17 protein-coding genes and 1 tRNA gene are annotated in these 18,990 nt (G+C 34.9%); 7 read left to right on the forward strand and 11 right to left on the reverse strand.

What is annotated here, in order from left to right; genetic code table 11:
* Positions 1-218 precede the first annotated feature (218 nt).
* The 7 genes from PI23P_RS01590 to PI23P_RS01620 all read right to left on the reverse strand — a co-directional run bounded on the left by PI23P_RS01590 (position 219) and on the right by PI23P_RS01620 (position 7,889).
* Positions 219-2,342, reverse strand: a complete 2,124-nt coding sequence (locus tag PI23P_RS01590; protein ID WP_004568956.1) for a peptidylprolyl isomerase — start codon at positions 2,340-2,342, stop codon at positions 219-221.
* Between the two features lie 120 nt (positions 2,343-2,462).
* Complete coding sequence (locus PI23P_RS01595; RefSeq protein ID WP_081439175.1) at positions 2,463-3,728, reverse strand: hemolysin family protein; 1,266 nt, start codon at positions 3,726-3,728, stop codon at positions 2,463-2,465.
* Positions 3,729-3,743: 15 nt separating this feature from the next.
* Positions 3,744-3,944, reverse strand: a complete 201-nt coding sequence (locus tag PI23P_RS01600) for a hypothetical protein (RefSeq protein ID WP_004568958.1) — start codon at positions 3,942-3,944, stop codon at positions 3,744-3,746.
* Between the two features lie 4 nt (positions 3,945-3,948).
* Complete coding sequence (lptC, locus tag PI23P_RS01605; RefSeq protein ID WP_004568959.1) at positions 3,949-4,512, reverse strand: LPS export ABC transporter periplasmic protein LptC; 564 nt, start codon at positions 4,510-4,512, stop codon at positions 3,949-3,951.
* 4 nt (positions 4,513-4,516) lie between these two features.
* Positions 4,517-5,848, reverse strand: coding sequence for a tetratricopeptide repeat protein (locus tag PI23P_RS01610; RefSeq protein WP_004568960.1), 1,332 nt, complete (start codon positions 5,846-5,848; stop codon positions 4,517-4,519).
* A 17-nt stretch (positions 5,849-5,865) separates the two neighbouring features.
* A complete protein-coding gene (gene bamG, locus PI23P_RS01615; protein ID WP_004568961.1) occupies positions 5,866-7,164 on the reverse strand; it encodes a BamG family beta-barrel-assembly machinery protein in 1,299 nt (432 codons plus the stop codon).
* A complete protein-coding gene (locus tag PI23P_RS01620) occupies positions 7,161-7,889 on the reverse strand; it encodes a type III pantothenate kinase (protein ID WP_004568962.1) in 729 nt (242 codons plus the stop codon). The genes bamG and PI23P_RS01620 overlap by 4 nt, the downstream gene beginning before the upstream one ends.
* Positions 7,890-7,987: 98 nt before the next feature.
* Here PI23P_RS01620 and PI23P_RS01625 point away from each other — a divergent pair.
* The 3 genes from PI23P_RS01625 to PI23P_RS12585 all read left to right on the forward strand — a co-directional run bounded on the left by PI23P_RS01625 (position 7,988) and on the right by PI23P_RS12585 (position 9,232).
* A tRNA-Phe gene (locus tag PI23P_RS01625) sits at positions 7,988-8,060 on the forward strand.
* A 442-nt stretch (positions 8,061-8,502) separates the two neighbouring features.
* Entirely contained in the window at positions 8,503-8,826 is a 324-nt protein-coding gene (locus PI23P_RS01630; RefSeq protein WP_238300038.1) for a BspA family leucine-rich repeat surface protein, read from the forward strand.
* Positions 8,795-9,232, forward strand: a complete 438-nt coding sequence (locus PI23P_RS12585) for a T9SS type A sorting domain-containing protein (protein ID WP_081439176.1) — start codon at positions 8,795-8,797, stop codon at positions 9,230-9,232. Before PI23P_RS01630 ends, PI23P_RS12585 begins: the two co-directional genes overlap by 32 nt.
* Before the next feature lie 121 nt (positions 9,233-9,353).
* Here PI23P_RS12585 and PI23P_RS01640 read toward each other — a convergent pair whose 3' ends face one another.
* Positions 9,354-10,232 (reverse strand): LysR family transcriptional regulator, encoded by an 879-nt coding sequence (locus PI23P_RS01640; RefSeq protein ID WP_004568964.1) that lies wholly within the window; start codon positions 10,230-10,232, stop codon positions 9,354-9,356.
* Positions 10,233-10,315: 83 nt separating this feature from the next.
* Between PI23P_RS01640 and hutH the strand changes: the two genes are divergently transcribed.
* The 4 genes from hutH to hutG are packed head-to-tail and all read left to right on the forward strand — an operon-like array spanning position 10,316 to position 16,024.
* Positions 10,316-11,815: a histidine ammonia-lyase gene (gene hutH / locus PI23P_RS01645; RefSeq protein ID WP_004568965.1), complete on the forward strand. Its 1,500-nt coding sequence runs from the start codon at positions 10,316-10,318 to the stop codon at positions 11,813-11,815.
* Positions 11,816-11,817: 2 nt separating this feature from the next.
* The gene (gene hutU, locus PI23P_RS01650) at positions 11,818-13,815 is read left to right on the forward strand and encodes a urocanate hydratase (RefSeq protein WP_004568966.1); all 1,998 of its coding nucleotides are present in this window, start codon (positions 11,818-11,820) and stop codon (positions 13,813-13,815) included.
* Entirely contained in the window at positions 13,815-15,050 is a 1,236-nt protein-coding gene (gene hutI, locus PI23P_RS01655) for an imidazolonepropionase (RefSeq protein WP_004568968.1), read from the forward strand. The genes hutU and hutI overlap by 1 nt, the downstream gene beginning before the upstream one ends.
* Positions 15,051-15,058: 8 nt before the next feature.
* Positions 15,059-16,024, forward strand: coding sequence for a formimidoylglutamase (hutG, locus tag PI23P_RS01660; RefSeq protein ID WP_004568969.1), 966 nt, complete (start codon positions 15,059-15,061; stop codon positions 16,022-16,024).
* Positions 16,025-16,080: 56 nt separating this feature from the next.
* Here hutG and PI23P_RS01665 read toward each other — a convergent pair whose 3' ends face one another.
* From PI23P_RS01665 to PI23P_RS01675, 3 genes are read right to left on the reverse strand one after another with little or no spacing between them, the layout of a single operon-like run.
* Entirely contained in the window at positions 16,081-16,998 is a 918-nt protein-coding gene (locus PI23P_RS01665) for a pseudouridine synthase (protein ID WP_004568970.1), read from the reverse strand.
* A gap of 38 nt (positions 16,999-17,036) precedes the next feature.
* Entirely contained in the window at positions 17,037-17,954 is a 918-nt protein-coding gene (locus tag PI23P_RS01670) for a geranylgeranylglycerol-phosphate geranylgeranyltransferase (RefSeq protein WP_004568971.1), read from the reverse strand.
* Between the two features lie 8 nt (positions 17,955-17,962).
* A complete protein-coding gene (locus tag PI23P_RS01675) occupies positions 17,963-18,889 on the reverse strand; it encodes a mevalonate kinase family protein (protein ID WP_004568972.1) in 927 nt (308 codons plus the stop codon).
* Between the last annotated feature and the right edge of the window lie 101 nt (positions 18,890-18,990).

An 18,990-nucleotide genomic window follows, 5' to 3' on the forward strand; every position in this document is an offset into this window, starting at 1 on the left:
AACAAACAAGAAGACCGCATTAAAATTCCATACCATGAAAGATGACACCTTGTTTAGAATCCAATATCAAAAAAGCAACTCTCTCACAATTAAAAATCTAAAACATAGGAACAGCACAAGACAGGCTGTCTTAATCTGAACACTTCCCATAGCATAAAAAATAAAAATCCATTCAAAATTAATTGAACGGATTTTTAATTTATTTAAAAGAGTGTCTACTAATTTGAGCCGTACATACTTGCTCTATTATCTTCCACTTCTGAAGCACTTTTAATTGCCTCATAAATTTTAAAAGTCATTGCTTTTCTCGATGCTGAAATTCTCTTTCTATTAACTTCGTAATTTGGCAATGCTGTTGGTGCCTCTTTTTTGTTTAAAGCAAAAGAGAACACGCCTCTATTACCTACTATCGCATTGTAAACTTTGTTTAATTCTGCACCGTACATTGCACCTACGATTTTGGGCTCTACACCCACTCCAACCAAAGAAGCTGTTTTTAGATTTACATCTTTTGCATTTCTTACTGTTGTATTGTTAGCTGCTGCAATCGCTGCTAAAGAGCTTCCTTTTAAATTTGCCGAAATTAGTGCCGCCTTCTTTTCATTTAACAAAATAGGTCTTACTGTATTGAGCGCTTTTTCCACGGACATAAGTCCTTTTTCTGTTTTTGAAGTAACCACCGCGACTACATAACTTCCTGTTAAATCAAAACGATTGAAACTTCCAATCTTAGAATCTCCTTTAAAAGCCCAAGAAACAATCTGTCTTTCATTTCCTAAACCTGGAACGTTTTCGTCTAATACCTCTAAGCCCACTGCCGCTCTTAAGTTATAGTTGTTTTCTTTCGCTAAAGCAGTGTAATCTGTAGTTTTTGAAACTGCCAAAGCGAATTGCTCTGCTTTTTGAAAGAAATCATTTTCCGTCGCTTCCGAAGGAATAATTTTACTCGCATACGTTGACAATTTCAACACTTTTTGAGTATTTTTTGTGTCATCAATACGAATCACATGGTATCCAAAAGGAGTCTCTACAACACCCACAGCTCCTTTACTATTTGTAAAGGCATAATCTCTAAATGCAGGAGTCATTCTCGCATAATTAAACCAATCTAAATCACCACCTTTGGCAGCCGAACCTGTATCTGAAGACAAGCTCTTTGCTAAAGATGCAAATTTACTGTCGCTTCTCTTTACAACCCTTAAGATACTATCTGCTAACTCTTCTGCTTGTGCTTTTGTTCTTGAAACCTCTGCAGTCCCTCGCTGAGAGCCTAGAAAAGGAATTAAAATATGACTTGCTCTTACCGAATCTGGCATTTTTGTAACCGCTCTTATTTTTGAAATTTTGAAATAACCCTGATCTTTGTATGGACCAAAAACATCCCCTTCATTTCCTGAAAAAATATCATTTGCTACTGCTTGGCTTATAGAAGCATTGAATTTATAGTCTTCATCTAGATTTAGATCAGAACCATTGTCTACTAAAAAAACCTTGTCGTCTGTTGCGTTTTTAAAACCCACAATCACTTCGTTATTTCTATCGGATGCATCACCAATCAATGAACCTACTTTTTGTTTGATTGCCTCTTCATCTTCAGCAGTGGCTTTAATATCAAACTTTACATACGAAATGTCTCTCGTTGAAACTGCCTTAAACTCGTTCTCATTTGCCTTAATATATGCCGCTACTTCAGATCTTTTAATAGAAACTAGGCTATCTGCAATACTTGCATAAGACACGTATACAAAATCACCACTTAATTTAGTGTTTTCTATTACATATTCCATTTCTCCCTCTTTTAGAGAAGCTCCTAAACCGGCAGTAACTAAGCTATTGTATGTGTTTGTTTCTGTGTTTTCTTTTATCTGACCCATATAGTTAGACCAAGCAGACCACAACGATTGATTGTTTTCTTTGGTATCCGCTAAAAACTGTTTGAATTTTAATTCATCAAACAATCCCGCCTCATTTTGAAACTGTGGATTGTCTTGTACTGAGGGTACTTTTAAAATTTCTGACCATACATCTTGTTCGCCAACTGAAATTCCTGCATCCTCTAGTTGATTCTTATATATTTTTTTTCTTAAAATATTATCCCAAACAGCGTTAGCTGCTTGCATTTCAGAAACTTCAGAACGACTATTTTGTTTATACTGATCTACCGCCTCTGCAAATTCTTGCCTTGAAATCGCTTCTCCATTCACCTGTCCTACCTCATTCACTTTACTTGAACTAAAAAAATCTCCTAATGTTGAGGGATCTAATACAAAAGCAAATAATGCTAAACCAATTATAATTATTAAGAACATTGAACGTTCTCTAATTTTTGATAAAATTGCCATACGATTTAATTTATTTTGGTGGGCGAATATACGATTTGGAATTTAATATTGCAACCCCTTTTAAGCTAAATACAAGGAAGCCCACTGTTGTTTTAAGTTCAGTAGTATAAAACTGAACGTCTAATCTTCTGGATTTACAATTTTCATAGTAACTACATCTATTTTTGCACCACTTGTATTGAGAATTCGAATTTCAAAACCTTCAATATCTAGCACCTCATTTTCTTCTGGTATGTTCTCTGTATGCTCAAGTATAAAACCACCAAGAGTCTCATAGGCCTCCGATTTTGGAATTTCTAAATCGTATTCTTCGTTTAAATAATCTACTTCCAATCTTGCTGAAAATTTAAACGTAAATTCATCTATTTTCTCTTCTAAAAACTCTTGAGAATCGTGTTCGTCTTCAATTTCACCAAACAACTCCTCTACAATATCCTCTACTGTTATCATACCTGAAGTGCCTCCATATTCGTCTACCACTACGGCAACACTTTTGCGCTTCTTCATCAAGATATTTAAGATGTTGTTGATCATCATCGATTCTGGTACAATTTCAATAGGAAGTAAAATAGATTTAATAGTTTTTGGTTTTTTAAAAAGCTCAAAAGCATTTATATATCCAACTACATCGTCCATAGAGGACTTATACACCAGCACCTTAGACAGGCCAGTTTCAATAAAAATACTTTCTAGATTGGTTACCTTCTCATGAATTTCTACAGCTGTAATTTCTGTCCTAGGCACCATTACCTCTCTTCCTTTTACATTGTGAAATCCTAATGCATTTTGAAAAATCTGAATTTCAGAATCCATTTCATCGTCATCATTACCCGTTTCTAACTGCTCAATAATATAATTCCCCAACTCCTCTTTACTAAATTCTACTTGCTGCTCGTCTGCATTTGTTTTAAAAAAGACGCGCAAAAAGAAATCTGAAATTAAAGTTATAAATTCTGAAAAGAAATGAAACAATACATAAAAGATGTATGCTGGTAACGCAAATATTTTCAAAACCTCATTTGCATAAATTCTAAAAATAGCTTTTGGTAAAAACTCTGCAGTAACCAATATAACAATGGTAGAAATAACAGTCTGAGTGATTAATATTGAAAAATTATTAAACGTTCCTAAAGGCAGGACTCGAACTAAAAATCTTCCCATGTAATAACTATATACGACGAGCGCAATGTTATTTCCCACTAACATTGTGGTGATAAACTTTGAAGATTTTTGTGTGATTTTGTTTAGAATTCTGGGAATAAAGCCCTCGCGCTTTTTCTCTAACTCGATGTGCAGCTTATTTGCAGAAACAAATGCAATTTCCATCCCCGAAAAAAAAGCGGAAAGTATGATGGATAAGAATATAATAATAAGCTCAATTCCCATTCAGAAATTTATAAACTATTGATTTTGACTATTTCTTTTTTCTACTTTTTTTCTAAAATGTCTTTTAAAGAAGAACATAAAGATCGTTAAAGCTGCAAAACCTAAAAACAAATAAGCTCTGCTTCTTTCTTCGCTCCATCGAACAACACCTTCCACCAAACAAATAAACCCTACCACTAAATACCCGTATTGAAAAAATTTCCAAAGTTTGTTCATAATTTTATTCTTTTGTTGCTATTCTTCCTATTGTTTTTTTTGCTAAATGTTCACTTAAATCTTCTTTACATTCAAAACCAATTCCTTGAATCGTGTCCTGTTCTTTGTACAAAGTAAATGCTTTTTCTGACACGAAATATTTTGTTTTTTGATCCCAAAATAACTGTACTGTTTCCAACCTCGATTTATCTGTATGATTTAAAACTACTACATTCCCTTGAATCTCTGAAACTTCTGTTTTGGAATAAGACCGAGCATAATCCCCAATTATAGTTACCGAATCTTTTCCTTCATTTTCAAAATTAATGATTTTAATTCCTTCGGGAAACTCGTTGTACGGATGTTTTTTACGATTGCTAAAATCTAGGAGTATTGGCGTTATTAATTTAGACGTAACTCTCCCAGAATCTTTATAAACATGATATGCTTCTTTCGCAATACCAATTGGTAAATTTTTTTCTTCTAAAAAGTTACGAACCTCTTCCGAATTATTTGAGCATGCAAAAAGCATTGTTGTAAACGAAGTTACAACAATGCTTTTTGCTACTATTTGTGTATGGTTTTTCAAACAACTATTTATTTGGTATTCTTACCGTTTCTCCAATCCAACATTTTATTGTGAATTTTCCTCCGGGAATTGCTGTTGCATTAAAAATATCTTTTTGACTTGGTACATTTGCAGCATAGGTGCTAATATATTTTCTTGCTTTTGCAGTAATACTTGGATCTACAGCAGCAGCTCTTTTCGCCATGTTTAAAGCGGCTACATAAACCATTCTTTTTTCAAACAAATTTTCTCCACAGTCATTTACACTTCCTTGATACAAAGTAGCAATAAACAAATATGCACTTCCATAACGCGGGTTGAAAGTTAATGCTTCTCTGGCTAAACTTCTGGCTTTACTCAATTGTCCTCTGTCTTTTGCCGATTGTGCAAACTTTAATTTATACTTCGCTTTCTTCAAAACATCTGTTTCAATTTCGAAAGACTTGAGTCGCATTGCAGATGCTCCGGACTCATCGCCATTATTTTCTAAAACGTTTGCTAGGAAAGCGTAAGCTTCAGGAGAGGGAGACGCTTCTGCAAATGAACGCACTAGCTTTTCAAATAAAGGTTCTTTTTGACATCCTTTGTTGAACATTCTAGAAACCGATCTTTTCAACCAAACTGCATCCATTTTATTCGCCTCAAAATCTCTTTCGTAAAGCGGAACTAAGCGTTCACAAGTTGCAATTTCTGAAATTATTGCATCCAAACCCCCTTCTACTGTTCCCAAAGCTTTTGAATTTATGGTGTACGCTCTTTTTAATTGCGCACCTCTCTTATCTAGTACTTTAGTAGTATCGCTGTATTTGATTAGTTTTTTGGCATAACCTGCAAGTTTGATATTTACATTTTCTAACACGTCATCATAGGTATCAAAAACTTTCTGTGGGTTCGTATCTTTGTTTCGATCAGTTACCCCTTGAAAATAAATATATAAATTCTTAACACCCATTTTTGTTGGATCTATACTGTACCCTTTTTCTAGAATAGAAAAAATAACGTCATCTGAGGCTAACTTATTCTCAAATAAATAAGTGGCGTAATCACTATGTACTTTTGCAGGGTTCTGCTTCGGGTAGTATTGCAATCGCTGCTCATAAACCCTTTGTGCCAAAACAGGATCTTTTCTGATATCTTCTGCAAGTGTAGAACCTATTTTATAGATATTTACAGATAAATCTTTACAATTATCTAATAGAAAAATCCAATTTACATACGCTTCTTCGTATTTTTTAGATTGATAATCACCTTTAAAAAGATTATACTTGATAGTACAATCTTGGTTTGCATTTTGAGCATTTGTTTCAAGTGTTGTTATCAATAACAAAGCAGCTAGTAAAAACGTAATTTTATTCATTTTTAAAATTTTATAAATTAATCAATTTTTCTTTTTCTAAACCAAGATTGTGCGCCAGAAGCCGTCAAAGACAAACTGATTCTTACATTGAAGTAGTTCTCTTCAATTAAGTTATTTGCAGTAGTACCCCTTTTACCAAATTCAAAACCCAAGTTTATGCTAGAAGCTTGTTTCAATGGTAAACCCAGACCAAAAGACATGCCAAAGTCCTCAATTGATGTAAAATTAGAACTGGTATCCACACCATTAATCGCCAACCCTAATTTCTCGTATTTTAAACCGGCGCGATAAGTAACCCTTTTAAGATAACTTGAAATTGAATTTATTTTCGGCAGATAAAAACCTCCTAAAGACAGTCTATTAGATCGCTCATACCGATATGCCGAAGCTGAATTGTTTATAAAACCATCTGCTTGCAATGCATCTTGATTTTGAAATTCTGCACCTACATGCCACTTATCGTATACACCCAAACCAATTCCTAAAACAGTTTTCATCGGTAATTTATAAGCACCAGAAATCGCGCTACTTGCAATGGTATCTCGTGGGATGTCAGCCCCTCCTCCAGAAACAGTGAGTGAGTACAAATATTCATCTCCAGTAGTATTTAAATCGCTTCCTAGCTTTATCGTGGCTCCAGCATTTAGATACTTTTTATTCTTTAATATTTTATTGTATTGTGCTCCAAAGGTTACGGCAGTTCCACGAATAACACTTTCTTCTTTATACCGCGTTGCTAATGCAACAGCTGCTCTTTGATTAAGAATGCTGTTTTCTATGGCTCCAAAACTGTACTCAATTTCAATTCCTAGAGCCAATTCTTTGAAGGCCTTTATTCCAAAACTACCAAAAAGTCTGTTCACACCACCTTCGCCACTATAAACAGTAATGGCTGATAATTCATTATCCCCCTTGTAAGTATTGTTTGTTAAAGAATATCCCACAGATGATAATGGCTGCAAACCGAATGAAAATCCCGCTTTGTCACCTATAGGAAAGCCTAAGGCGATATAATTTAAACTTGTTGATATTGAACTCTGCTCAGTTTCTGCGGTTTTTAAAGTAAGATCATTGTTTAGAACTCCAAAGGCATACGTTGTCTGTCTTAAAAAAGCATTTGCAGCAGGATTTGTAAAATTCAAATACTTGAAATGGTTGAAGGCTACTCCAATGCCCCCCATTGTTGCATTTTCAACTGTTTTCGGTGTATACTGGTCTCCAATTCCAAAAAAAGAATAGGGAGAGGAGCTTGTTCTTTGGCCAAGTAGGGTTGTTGCACTTATAAATAAAGAAACTATTAAAATCTTTCTAATCATTTTTCTACGTTAAATTTTAATATTTCATTTAATCCTTCTAAAAGAAAATTTTGATTGGCAAATATGCTACTTTTAAATTGTTTTGACAAGAATTTTGTGTCTCCTCCTGTTAAAACTATTGTTAAATCACAATATTCCTTCTGATAGTCTTCTATATAGCCTTTTATCTCTTTTTGTACCCCATTTAAAACTCCCGAAATAATGCTCTCTTTAGTGGTATTTCCCGTTAAATTATTACCTTCAAAAACATCTACTAAAGGCAGATTTGCCGTAAAGAGATGTAAAGATTGATAGCGCATTTTTATGCCAGGAGAAATTGCACCTCCCAAATACACCGCGCTACTCGTTACAAAGTCGTAAGTAATACAAGTTCCTGCATCAATCACTAAAACGTTTTTATTTGGAAATTTTACCACGGCAGCAGCTACCAAAGCAATCCTGTCCACTCCAAGTGTTTTTGGCGTCTTATATTCGTTTTTAAACGGTACTTTCGATGCCGAAGAGACTACCTGAAAGGTCGTAATAGCATTTAATTGTGCCCATTTTTTTTCTGAAAGCGCTGTTACATTAGATATAATTCCAGTAGTAATGTTATTTTCCTTTGCAATTTTCTTTATTTCCGAAATAATTTTTGTTTTGTCAAAAACAAACAAAGAAATACATTTATCTCCCTCAAAAACAGCGGCTTTAACGCGAGAATTACCAATATCAATCACTAAGTTCATCAGACAAATTTAGCTAAAAAATAAAAAATAACACAATTTTTGAAGTTTTCTTTAGCAGATGTAAAAAAACATTTTATATTTGCATCCGCTAAGGCAATGGTACCTTAGCTCAGTTGGTAGAGCAAAGGACTGAAAATCCTTGTGTCCCTGGTTCGATTCCTGGAGGTACCACATTAAACACTCGTAACAGTCTATTTATTAGAATGTTACGATTTTTTTGTTTCTCACAACCTCTTCAGTATAGCTATATTTGCACCATTTTTCTTGAAACCTTATTAACGTATACTGCTGTTATTCAAATTGTTCGTGCAGATAGATGCCAATAAATCATTTAAAAATTATTAATGATTCTATAATTATGTAAGAAGGTGTAAACTGTTCCTATATTCAAGGGTCTTTAAAACTCACTGAATTCAGGGATTGACGCGTCTTGTTTTATTTTCTACGGTTACAAAAAAATAATACGAAGAAAATTACTTTTTTATTCGTATTTTTTTCAATGTTTGGATATTCCCAAACCCCAATTACCGATGCTAATATTCAAACTGCGATAAACACTTGTTTAAGCACAAAACCTGAAGATGGAATGTGTAGTGAAAGTGAATATGGTATTATGCCAGAATGGGATGTAAGTCAAGTAACTAATATCTCAAATGCTTTTTTGGGGAAAACTGATTTTAACGGTGACATTAATGGCTGGGATGTAAGTAATGTTACTAATATGACGTGTATGTTTCTAGAAGTAGGCTCTTTCAATAAAGATGTAAGTGACTGGAATGAGAGCAGTGTAACTAATATGAATGATCTATTTGCTAATACCACTGCTTTCAATAAACCTATGGGAGATTGGGATGTGCGTAATGTAACTAATATGACTTCTATGTTTCAAGGAGCATCTTCTTTCAATGGAGGATATAAGTTCTTGGGATGTGAGTAGTGTAACCGATATGAGTTATATGTTTTTAGGAGCCACTGCCTTCAATCAAAATATATCAGGTTGGTGCGTTACAGATATTGGCACAGAGCCAACTTTTTTTAGTACTAATTCAGCGTTGTCTGACAGTAATAAACCAGTTTGGGGCACGTGTCCAGATTCTTCTCTTGGGGTTAATGACCAAAACTTAACCAACGTTTCCATGTACCCAAATCCAACAGACAGTACTTTGTTCATATCGGGGAATGAAAGTCCGATAGCAGTGACTATTTACAATGTGTTGGGTAAAAAAGTACTTTCTATAAAAAATACAAACAACATTAACGTAAAAGCATTAACAAGTGGTGTGTATACCATCCGTATTTCAGAGGGTAGACGTCAAACCAATAGAAAGTTTGTAAAGAACTAAATCTAAAACACTCCGTTTAAGTATAACGCTGCTGTTTACCAAAGTAAACTTAATAATAGAAACCAAAACCCACTTATTTACTTCGGTGGGTTTTCTGTTTCAAATCTATAGCGAACAACTCCTAAAGGAATTGAAGCACCTCTTTAAGCATCGGATTAGTATTCTTGTTGTTCCAAATTATAGAAAGTGTTGTTTTTTGTGAAATCATATCCAATTCTATAAATTTGATTTGATACCCCCGTTTTTGTGCTAAGGATTTTGGCACAATAGAAATTCCAAGTTTATTTTCTACCAACTTAAAAATAGAACTCGAATGGATAGTGTTGTGAGAATTTAGAGGCGTAAAACCACAATCATCAAAAATTTGCATGACTTTTTCGTGATATGACGCGCTGTATTGTGCATCAAAAAGAATAAAAGATGCTTCTTTAAACTGTCTCAAACTTTTAAAGTTACCCGCATCTACCTCGTGGTCTTTTGGCAATACCAAACAGAAATTTTCCTTTAAAATCGGTTTAATTTCTAAAGTCCTAGGTATTCTCTCTAGACGCACAAAGCCAATATCCAAAGAAAAAGAAAGTAAACCTTCAATTTGTTTTTGATTGTCAATTTCTTTTAAATTGTACAAAATATTCGGGTGATCTTTTTCGAAACGCAACAACAAATTAGGAATCACATCTTGCATGGCTGAACCTACATATCCAATTTTCAATGCTCCGCTCTTCCCGTCCTGTAATAATTTTGCATTTTCTAAAGTATGCGAAAGTGTTTCTAATTGCAACGAAAATTCTACTTTTAAATAGGCACCAACCTTTGTTAACACAACTTTTCTGTTGTGTCTTTCAAACAAAACAACACCCAAAGCTTCCTCTAGAATTTTAATCTGACGACTAAGTCCTGGCTGAGAAATAAATAATTTCTCAGCCGCCTTTCTAAAATGTAATTCTTCCGCAACTGCTAAAAAGTAGCGCATGTGCCGCAACTCTATTTGATAACTCATAGTTATTAATTGATGCAATAAACAATATCAATAAGCATCAAAAATAAGAATAACTTTGAAAAGAACACCAGATACTTGAAAAAATGACCTTTAAATACGGAATAGATCACTTAACAGTCTCTAAAGTAATCGCAATTGCTGAAGGAAACCTGCAAGCGGAATTGACAAGTCAAACCATAACAGTCGTGCAGGCAAGCCGAGCAAAAGTAGAAAAAATGGCGAGTGGCACAAAAGCGGTCTATGGAATAAATACAGGATTCGGTCCGCTATGCGACGTTCAAATTACCCCTTCAGAAACCAATACATTGCAAAAAAACCTCTTGATTACCCATGCAGTAGGCGTAGGTGAAAACATTGACAAAAAATTGTCAAAAATAATGATGATTTGCAAAGTACACGCATTGTGCCAAGGTTATTCTGGAGTACGATTGGAATTAATAGAACGTATTATCTACTTCATTGAGCATGACTTATTGCCTGCTGTACCAGAACAAGGTTCTGTGGGTGCCTCTGGAGATTTAGCACCCTTGTCACACTTGTTTCTGCCTATTATTGGTGAAGGCGAGTTTTGGGTAGGTACTAAAATTGTTCCTGCAAAAGAGATATTGGCAGCACATCAGCTAGCAATACTTCCACTAGCAGCAAAAGAGGGTTTAGGTTTAATCAATGGCACGCAGTTTATTCTAGCACATAGCATCACCGGACTTGTAAAAATGGAATACCTATTAGATTTAGCAGACGTATGTGGCGCTATGAGCATTGAAGGATACAAAGGAAGCTCAGCTCCTTTTAGAGAAGAACTACACCGAATAAGACCTTTTAAAGGAAGTATAAAGGTTGCAGAAAGAATGAGAAACCTGTTTAAAGATTCTCAAAATATTACTTCACATGAAAATTGCGAGCGCGTTCAAGATCCATATTCTATGCGTTGTATACCTCAAGTGCACGGTGCTTCTAGAAACGCATATTCTCATTTATTGGAATTGGCAGAAATAGAAATGAATGCTGTGACAGACAATCCAATAATCTTGAGTGATACCGAAGCTATTTCTGGGGGTAATTTTCACGGTCAACCGCTGGCAATGGCCTTAGATTATTGCTCAATTGCCGCTTCAGAATTAGGAAATATTGCAGACAGACGTTGTTATTTATTATTAGAGGGCAAGTATGGTTTACCCCGCTTATTAACAAAGAGCGGTGGTTTAAATTCCGGATTTATGGTTCCGCAATACACTACAGCTGCTTTGGTTACCGAAAACAAATCTTTGTGCTTTCCCCCTTCTGCAGACAGCATTCCAACTTCGTTAGGCCAAGAAGACCATGTTTCTATGGGAAGTATTTCTGGACGACAGTTCAATCAAATTTTAGGGAATTTAGACAAAATACTCGCTATAGAATTGATGTATGCAGCACAAGCGTTGGAATTTAGGAGACCGAATACCTTTTCTAAAATCATCGAAAAAAACTACAATATCATCAGAGAGCAAGTGGATAAATTAGAGGAAGACCGCCTTTTAAAAGACGACATTAAGAACATGATTCTATTAGTGCAAAATAAAAAAATTTCTGTAAAATATAACTAGATATGACATTTAAAGAACAAATTCTACAAGGAATTCCAACGATACTCCCCGCGAAAAGAGAATACCCTAAAGATGCAAACAGTGCTCCAAAAAGGAAAGATATTTTATCTGTTGAAGAAAAAAAATTAGCAATAAAAAATGCCTTGCGTTATTTCCCAAAAGCATGGCATCCAGAATTGGCAAAAGAATTTGCCAATGAATTAAAAAAATTTGGTAGAATCTACATGTACAGATTCAAACCAGAATATAAAATATACGCACGGCCCATTTCAGAATATCCTGCAGAAACACAACAGGCCGCAGCAATTATTCTAATGATTCACAACAACTTGAATCCTGACATTGCACAACATCCAGAAGAATTGATTACCTACGGTGGAAACGGCGCCGTCTTTCAAAATTGGGCACAGTACCTTCTTGTTGTTCAGTATTTAGCAATCATGACAGAAGAACAAACCTTGCATTTGTATTCTGGACATCCAATGGGCTTGTTTCCTTCGTCTAAAAATGCCCCAAGAGTTGTAGTTACCAATGGGATGATGATTCCAAATTACTCAAAACCCAACGACTGGGAAAAATTTAATGCACTCGGCGTTACCCAATATGGTCAAATGACCGCAGGCTCGTTTATGTATATCGGTCCACAAGGAATTGTACACGGAACCACTATTACATTGATGAACGCCTTTCGGAAAATACTGAAAAAAGAAGAAAACCCCAATGGAAAAATATTTTTAACCGCAGGCTTAGGTGGTATGAGTGGAGCACAACCAAAAGCTGGAAATATTGCCGGCTGCATTACTATTTGTGCCGAAATTAACAGCAGAGCAGCAACAAAAAGACACCAACAAGGTTGGGTAGATGTATTAATTGATGACATTGATGCTTTAGTTGAAAGAACTTTAGAAGCTCAAAAAAACAAAGAAGTAATTTCTATCGCATTTATTGGAAATATTATAAATGTTTGGGAAAGATTTGATGAAGAAAACATTTTCATTCACATTGGATCCGATCAGACTTCTTTGCATATTCCATGGACGGGTGGATATTATCCTGCTGACCTCTCTTACGAAGCATCCAATATTTTAATCAGAGAAAACCCTGAACTTTTTAAAGAAGAAGTACAAGCCTCTTTAATTAGACACGCAAATGCTATTAATAAACACACTAAAAAAGGAACCTACTTTTTTGACTATGGGAATGCATTTTTACTAGAATCTTCAAGAGCAGGTGCAGATGTAATGGCAGAAAATAATATCGATTTTAAATACCCTTCGTATGTGCAGGATATTTTAGGACCGATGTGTTTCGATTATGGTTTTGGTCCTTTTAGATGGGTTTGTGCATCTGGAAATGGAGACGACTTAGATAAAACAGACGCAATTGCTGCCCATGTCTTAAAAGAGTTGATGGAAAATTCACCAGAAGAAATACAATTACAAATGCAAGACAACATCACTTGGATAGAAAATGCGAAATCGAATAAAATGGTGGTGGGATCTCAAGCAAGAATTTTATACGCCGATGCAGAGGGACGTGTAAAAATAGCAGAAGCTTTTAATAATGCGATTGCAAAAGGAGAAATTGGTGCCATTATCCTGGGAAGAGATCATCATGATGTCAGTGGAACAGATTCCCCTTTTAGAGAAACTTCTAATATTTATGACGGTAGTAAATTTACAGCAGACATGGCAATTCACAATGTTATTGGAGACAGCTTTAGAGGGGCAACCTGGGTCTCTATTCACAATGGTGGTGGTGTAGGCTGGGGAGAAGTAATAAATGGTGGTTTTGGAATGCTATTAGATGGTACCGAAGAGGCAGATGAAAAATTAAAAAACATGCTTTTTTACGACGTTAATAACGGGGTTGCAAGAAGAAGTTGGGCTCGAAATGAAGAAGCTATTTTTGCAATCAAAAGAGAAATGGAAAGAACGCCAAACTTAAAAATTACATTGCCTAACTTGGTGGAAGAAAATCTATTAAAAGACTTGTTTTAATGAATGTGCTTTTTAAAAATATCAAAGAATTAATTCAGGTTAGAGAAACCCCTGTCACTTTTCTTGCGGGTAAAGAAATGCGAAGTTTACCCACGATTAAAAACGCATTCCTCTTAGTTAAAGATGGGTTAATTGCAGATTATGGATTGATGAAAAATTGTCCAGACATTGAAATAAAAACAATTGATGCAACCGGTAAAATGATCCTCCCATCTTGGTGCGATTCTCACACGCATCTGGTCTATGCAGGAAATAGAGAAGGTGAATTTGTTGACCGAATACGCGGAAATTCTTACCAAGAAATTGCAAACAAGGGCGGAGGAATTTTAAACTCAGCTAAAAAACTACAAGAGACTTCTGAAGAAGACCTCTACAACCAAAGTAAAGCTAGATTAGAGGAGATCATTCAGTTAGGAACGGGTGCTGTAGAAATTAAATCAGGGTACGGCTTAACCAAAGATGCAGAGCTTAAAATGCTGCGCGTTATCAAAAAACTAAAAGAAAGGTATCCCATACAAATAAAAGCTACTTTTCTAGGCGCACACGCTATTCCTCTCGCATATAAAGACAATAAAAATGGGTATTTGCAAATGTTAATTGCCGACATCCTTCCTACCATTAAAAGAGAGGGCCTTGCAGACTTCATCGATATTTTTTGCGAAACTGGATACTTCTCTGCTAACGATACACAGCAAATTTTAGAAGCTGGAAAAAAATACGGTTTGATTGGTAAAATTCATGTGAATCAGTTTACTGCTATTGGCGGAATTCAGGTAGGAGTTAAAAACGATGTATTGTCTGTTGATCATTTAGAAGAAATGAGAACGGAAGACATTGAAACTTTAAAAAAAACCCAAACAATGCCAGTTGCCTTGCCAAGTTGCTCTTATTTTCTAAGTATTCCTTATACTCCCGCTAGAAAAATGATCGATGCCGGTTTGCCTTTGGCATTGGCTACAGACTACAATCCCGGCTCTACACCTTCTGGAAATATGAATTTTGTAGTAGCAACTGCCTGCATAAAAATGAAAATGACACCAGAGGAGGCTATTAACGCAGCAACTATTAATGGAGCATATGCCATGAGCTTAGAGCGCAAGGTTGGTTCAATTACAAGAGGAAAATTGGCGAATTTAATTTTAACAAAAGAAATTAACTCCTATCATTTTATTCCGTATTCTTTCGGAAATCCATGTATTGAAAAAGTTTTCCTAAAAGGAACAGAAATTAAATAATCACACTTATGAGTTTTTTTAAAGAGTTAAAAGTTGCTTACCAAGCTGGAGATAAAGAGTGGTATTCCGGCCGCGCTTCTCAACTTGAAAACCAATATTGGCATCAAAGTATTCTCGTCTCTGATCTTGAAAATTTAAAAATTAGCACCACAAAAGGTTTTGGTATTGTTGGGTATGTTTGCGATGCGGGTGTCAAAAAAAATCAAGGTAGAATTGGTGCTCAAAAAGGTCCGAAAAGTATCCGAGCTAAAATAGGAAGGCTTCCGATTCATTTTGAAAATAGAAAAGTTACAGATTTTGGAGATGTAATTTGTCTTGATGAAGATTTAGAAGATTGCCAAAAAGCGCTTTCTAAAACGATTCATAAATTAATCCTGAACAACATCTTACCCATTGCTATTGGTGGTGGGCATGATATTGCTTATGCCAATTTCAATGGAATTAAAGAGGCGCTAAAAAACGTTTCAGAAAATAAAATAGGAATTATAAATTTTGATGCTCATTTTGATTTAAGAGCAGTGGAAATAGCACCAAACTCTGGCACTCCTTTCCATCAAATTTTATCCGAGAATACGGCTACAAGCTATTTTGCAATCGGAATTCAACAACAAGCAAATACCAAAGAATTATTTGAAATTGCAAGGAAAAGGAAGGTCTCTTATGTTTCAAATTTAGAGTGTGAAACTTTTGATGAAGCGCTAAAAAGTAAACTTAATAAGTTTCTCAAAAAAATAGACTACTTATATATTACCATAGATTTAGATGGTTTTTCGTCTGCGTATGCTCCTGGAGTAAGTGCACCTTCTGCACTTGGATTTACGCCTAACTTTGTATATAAAGCCTTGGCTTTTTTACTCCAAAGTAAGAAAGTAATTTCTTGTGACATCGCAGAACTAAACCCTGATTTTGACATCGACAATCGCACTGCTGATTTGGCCGCAAAATTGGTAGACTACATTGTTCAAAAAGCATAAAAAAACCTTTTAAAAGTTAACTTCTAAAAGGTTTATGGTTATTTTTCTTCAAAAGCTTACTTCAACATTTGAAGATTACTCAACTCTTGATTGGTTAGTTCTCTCCATCTTCCACGTGGCAAATTTCGCTTTGTAAGTTCCGCAAAAATCACACGATCCAATTTGCTTACTTTGTACCCTAAATGTTCAAAAATCTTACGTACAATTCTATTTCTACCAGAATGTATTTCAATTCCGACTTCCGACTTTGGCTGCCCATCTACATAAGAAACCGCATCGATAAATACCTTTTTTCCCTCAATAAGTACCTCTCCGCGTAATTTTTCAAGATCTTTTAACTCTAATTTTTTATCTAAAGAAGCGTGATATAATTTACGCACGTCATGCTTTGGATGTGTTAACTTTTTGGCCAACTCTCCATCATTCGTGAACAATAGCAAACCTGTCGTATTTCTATCCAAACGCCCAACAGGATATATTCTTTCTTTTGTAGCATTTGAAATTAAATCCATTACTGTTTTTCGACCACGGTCATCGTCCATGGTAGTAATGTAATTTTTGGGCTTATTTAATAAAATATATTTCTTTTGTTCTGGTGTGATACCGGTGCCGTCAAAACGAACTACATCGTCTGGCTGCACTTTGTAACCCATTTCTGTTACCAAGTTACCGTTCACCTCCACACTTCCGTGTTCGATATACGTATCTGCCTCTCTCCGAGAACAAACTCCTGAATTGGCAATGTACTTGTTTAAACGAATTCCTGTGGATTCGTCAGACTTGGGACCTTCTTTAATTTTAGTAAACGTCTTTTTAGGACTGTTTCTACTTAAAGGAGTACTCTTTTTGCTAGATGGCGCACTTTTTCTACTTAAAGGAGTGCTTTTTTTGTTTGACGGTGCACTTTTTCTACTTAGAGGAGTGCTTTTTTCACCTTCTTGTCGTCCTCTCGACGAGTTTCTATCTGATTTCATTATAAAAATTTTTGCAAAGGTAGTTATATTCTTGAATTCTAGTTCAATCTATTGATTACTTTATCTAAAAGCACGGAAGTATCGGAAAATAAAAGGCACAACACACCGATTAACAATAGGAGCTTTAAAATATTGTGAAGGATCTGATACTCCTTTTTTGTTTTTGACTGCCAAAGATAAAAACCGACAAACAGCAGCACAACAATAGCAAAATAAAAATAATATTTCACAAAGCTTTCTGCAGGGGCACTAAATAAAATTGCAATCGGAATGCTTGTGAGAAGCAATACTACTAGCGCTAACTCTTTGGTTTTTTTCTCGCCATAAACAACGGGAAATGTACTGTAATTATTTACAATTGCACCCTTTATGTTCTGCAGATCCTTAATTAACTGGCGCACCATAATTACTAAAAACAAAAAACTAGCGTACACAAATATTATTTTATGAAAATTTCCAAAATACACAAAAACAGCAAAAAAAGGCAAGACAGTTAGAACTGTCGCCGAGATCACTCCTAAAAAAGGGTATTTTTTTAACTTGTGGGAATAAAACCAAATGGCAAAAATATAACTTGCAAAAAACAAAGAAGCTCTTAAAGAAATTAAAATTCCAAAACTAAAGCCAATAAAGTTTAGTAAAAAATAGAGTTTTAATTTGGTGGATTGCTTTACATAATTATCAAAGCTAGCCTTTAAAGGCCTGTTAATTTTATCTGCTTTTACATCGTAAAAATTATTAATGATATACCCCCCTGCAATGACAAAAACAGAAGCTAAAACCACAAATAGTAATTGAATATCGAATACAACTTTTACTAAGGATTTTGTAGGGGAAAAAATAAAGATGGCCACTAAATATTGGGCGATGATTAACACCAAAATATTATAAGCTCTTACTGCAGAAAATAAACTGAAAAATTTAAGGAGTAGTTTTTTTGCTTTTGAAGTACCCATAGAGTCCTTTAAAATCTATAAACCAATTCTAGCTTATATTGTTTTAAACTTTTTTGGGCTTTTGCAAAATCTTCTGTAAAACCTAAAATATAACCACCCCCACCAGAGCCACATAATTTTAAATAGTAGTCGTTGGTAGAAATTCCATTTTCCCATACCTTGTGAAAAGCAGGAGGAATCATAGGTTTAAAATTTGCGAGTACAATTTTAGACAGTGCTTTTACATTGCCAAACAAAGACGCCACATTTCCTTGTAAAAAATCTTCAATACAGGCATCAGATGTGGTAGAAAACTCTTCACTAATCATTTTTCTAAAACCTTCATTTTTCATCTTATTCATAAAAAGGCTAACCATAGGCTCCGTTTCACCAATTTGCTCTGAGTCCAATAAGAAAACGGCTCCTTTCCCTTCCTTTTGAGAAGGAATACCAGCGGGTTCTATGCTGTCTTTAGAATTGATTAAAATTGGCAAACTCAAGTAACTATTTAACGGATCTAATCCAGAGCTTTTTCCATGGAAAAAAGACTCCATTAATCCAAAAACTGTTTTTAGATTGAGTAACTTATCTCTGGTCAAATTTTCTAAAATAGTAATCTTATCTGCTGCATACTTGTCGTAAATAGCGGCTACTAATGCACCTGAACTACCAACACCATACCCTTGAGGAATTGAAGAATCAAAATACATTCCACTTTGAATATCTTCTTTGAAAGCGACGAGATTGAAAGAAACCAAGTCTGTTTTTAAAGCTAACAAATAAGCGTAAAAACGGCTTAAATTTAGATTGGACTCCAAAGCAGTTCCAGAAAGATTTTCCGAAGCTTTTAGGGCTCCTCTATACGCATTGTAAGGAATTGCCAAACCTTTAGAATCTTTTATAATTCCATATTCTCCGAAGAGTAAAATTTTAGCGTAAAACAAGGGTCCTTTCATAATTTTTCTAATAACAATACAAAAATACGAATTTATATGTTAATCTATTCCAATATCTTTTTCTTAACACCAACATTTCTTACCCTTTAACTTGAATAAGC

The sequence above is a fragment of the Polaribacter irgensii 23-P genome (genome assembly GCF_000153225.1).
GTDB lineage: Bacteria > Bacteroidota > Bacteroidia > Flavobacteriales > Flavobacteriaceae > Polaribacter > Polaribacter irgensii.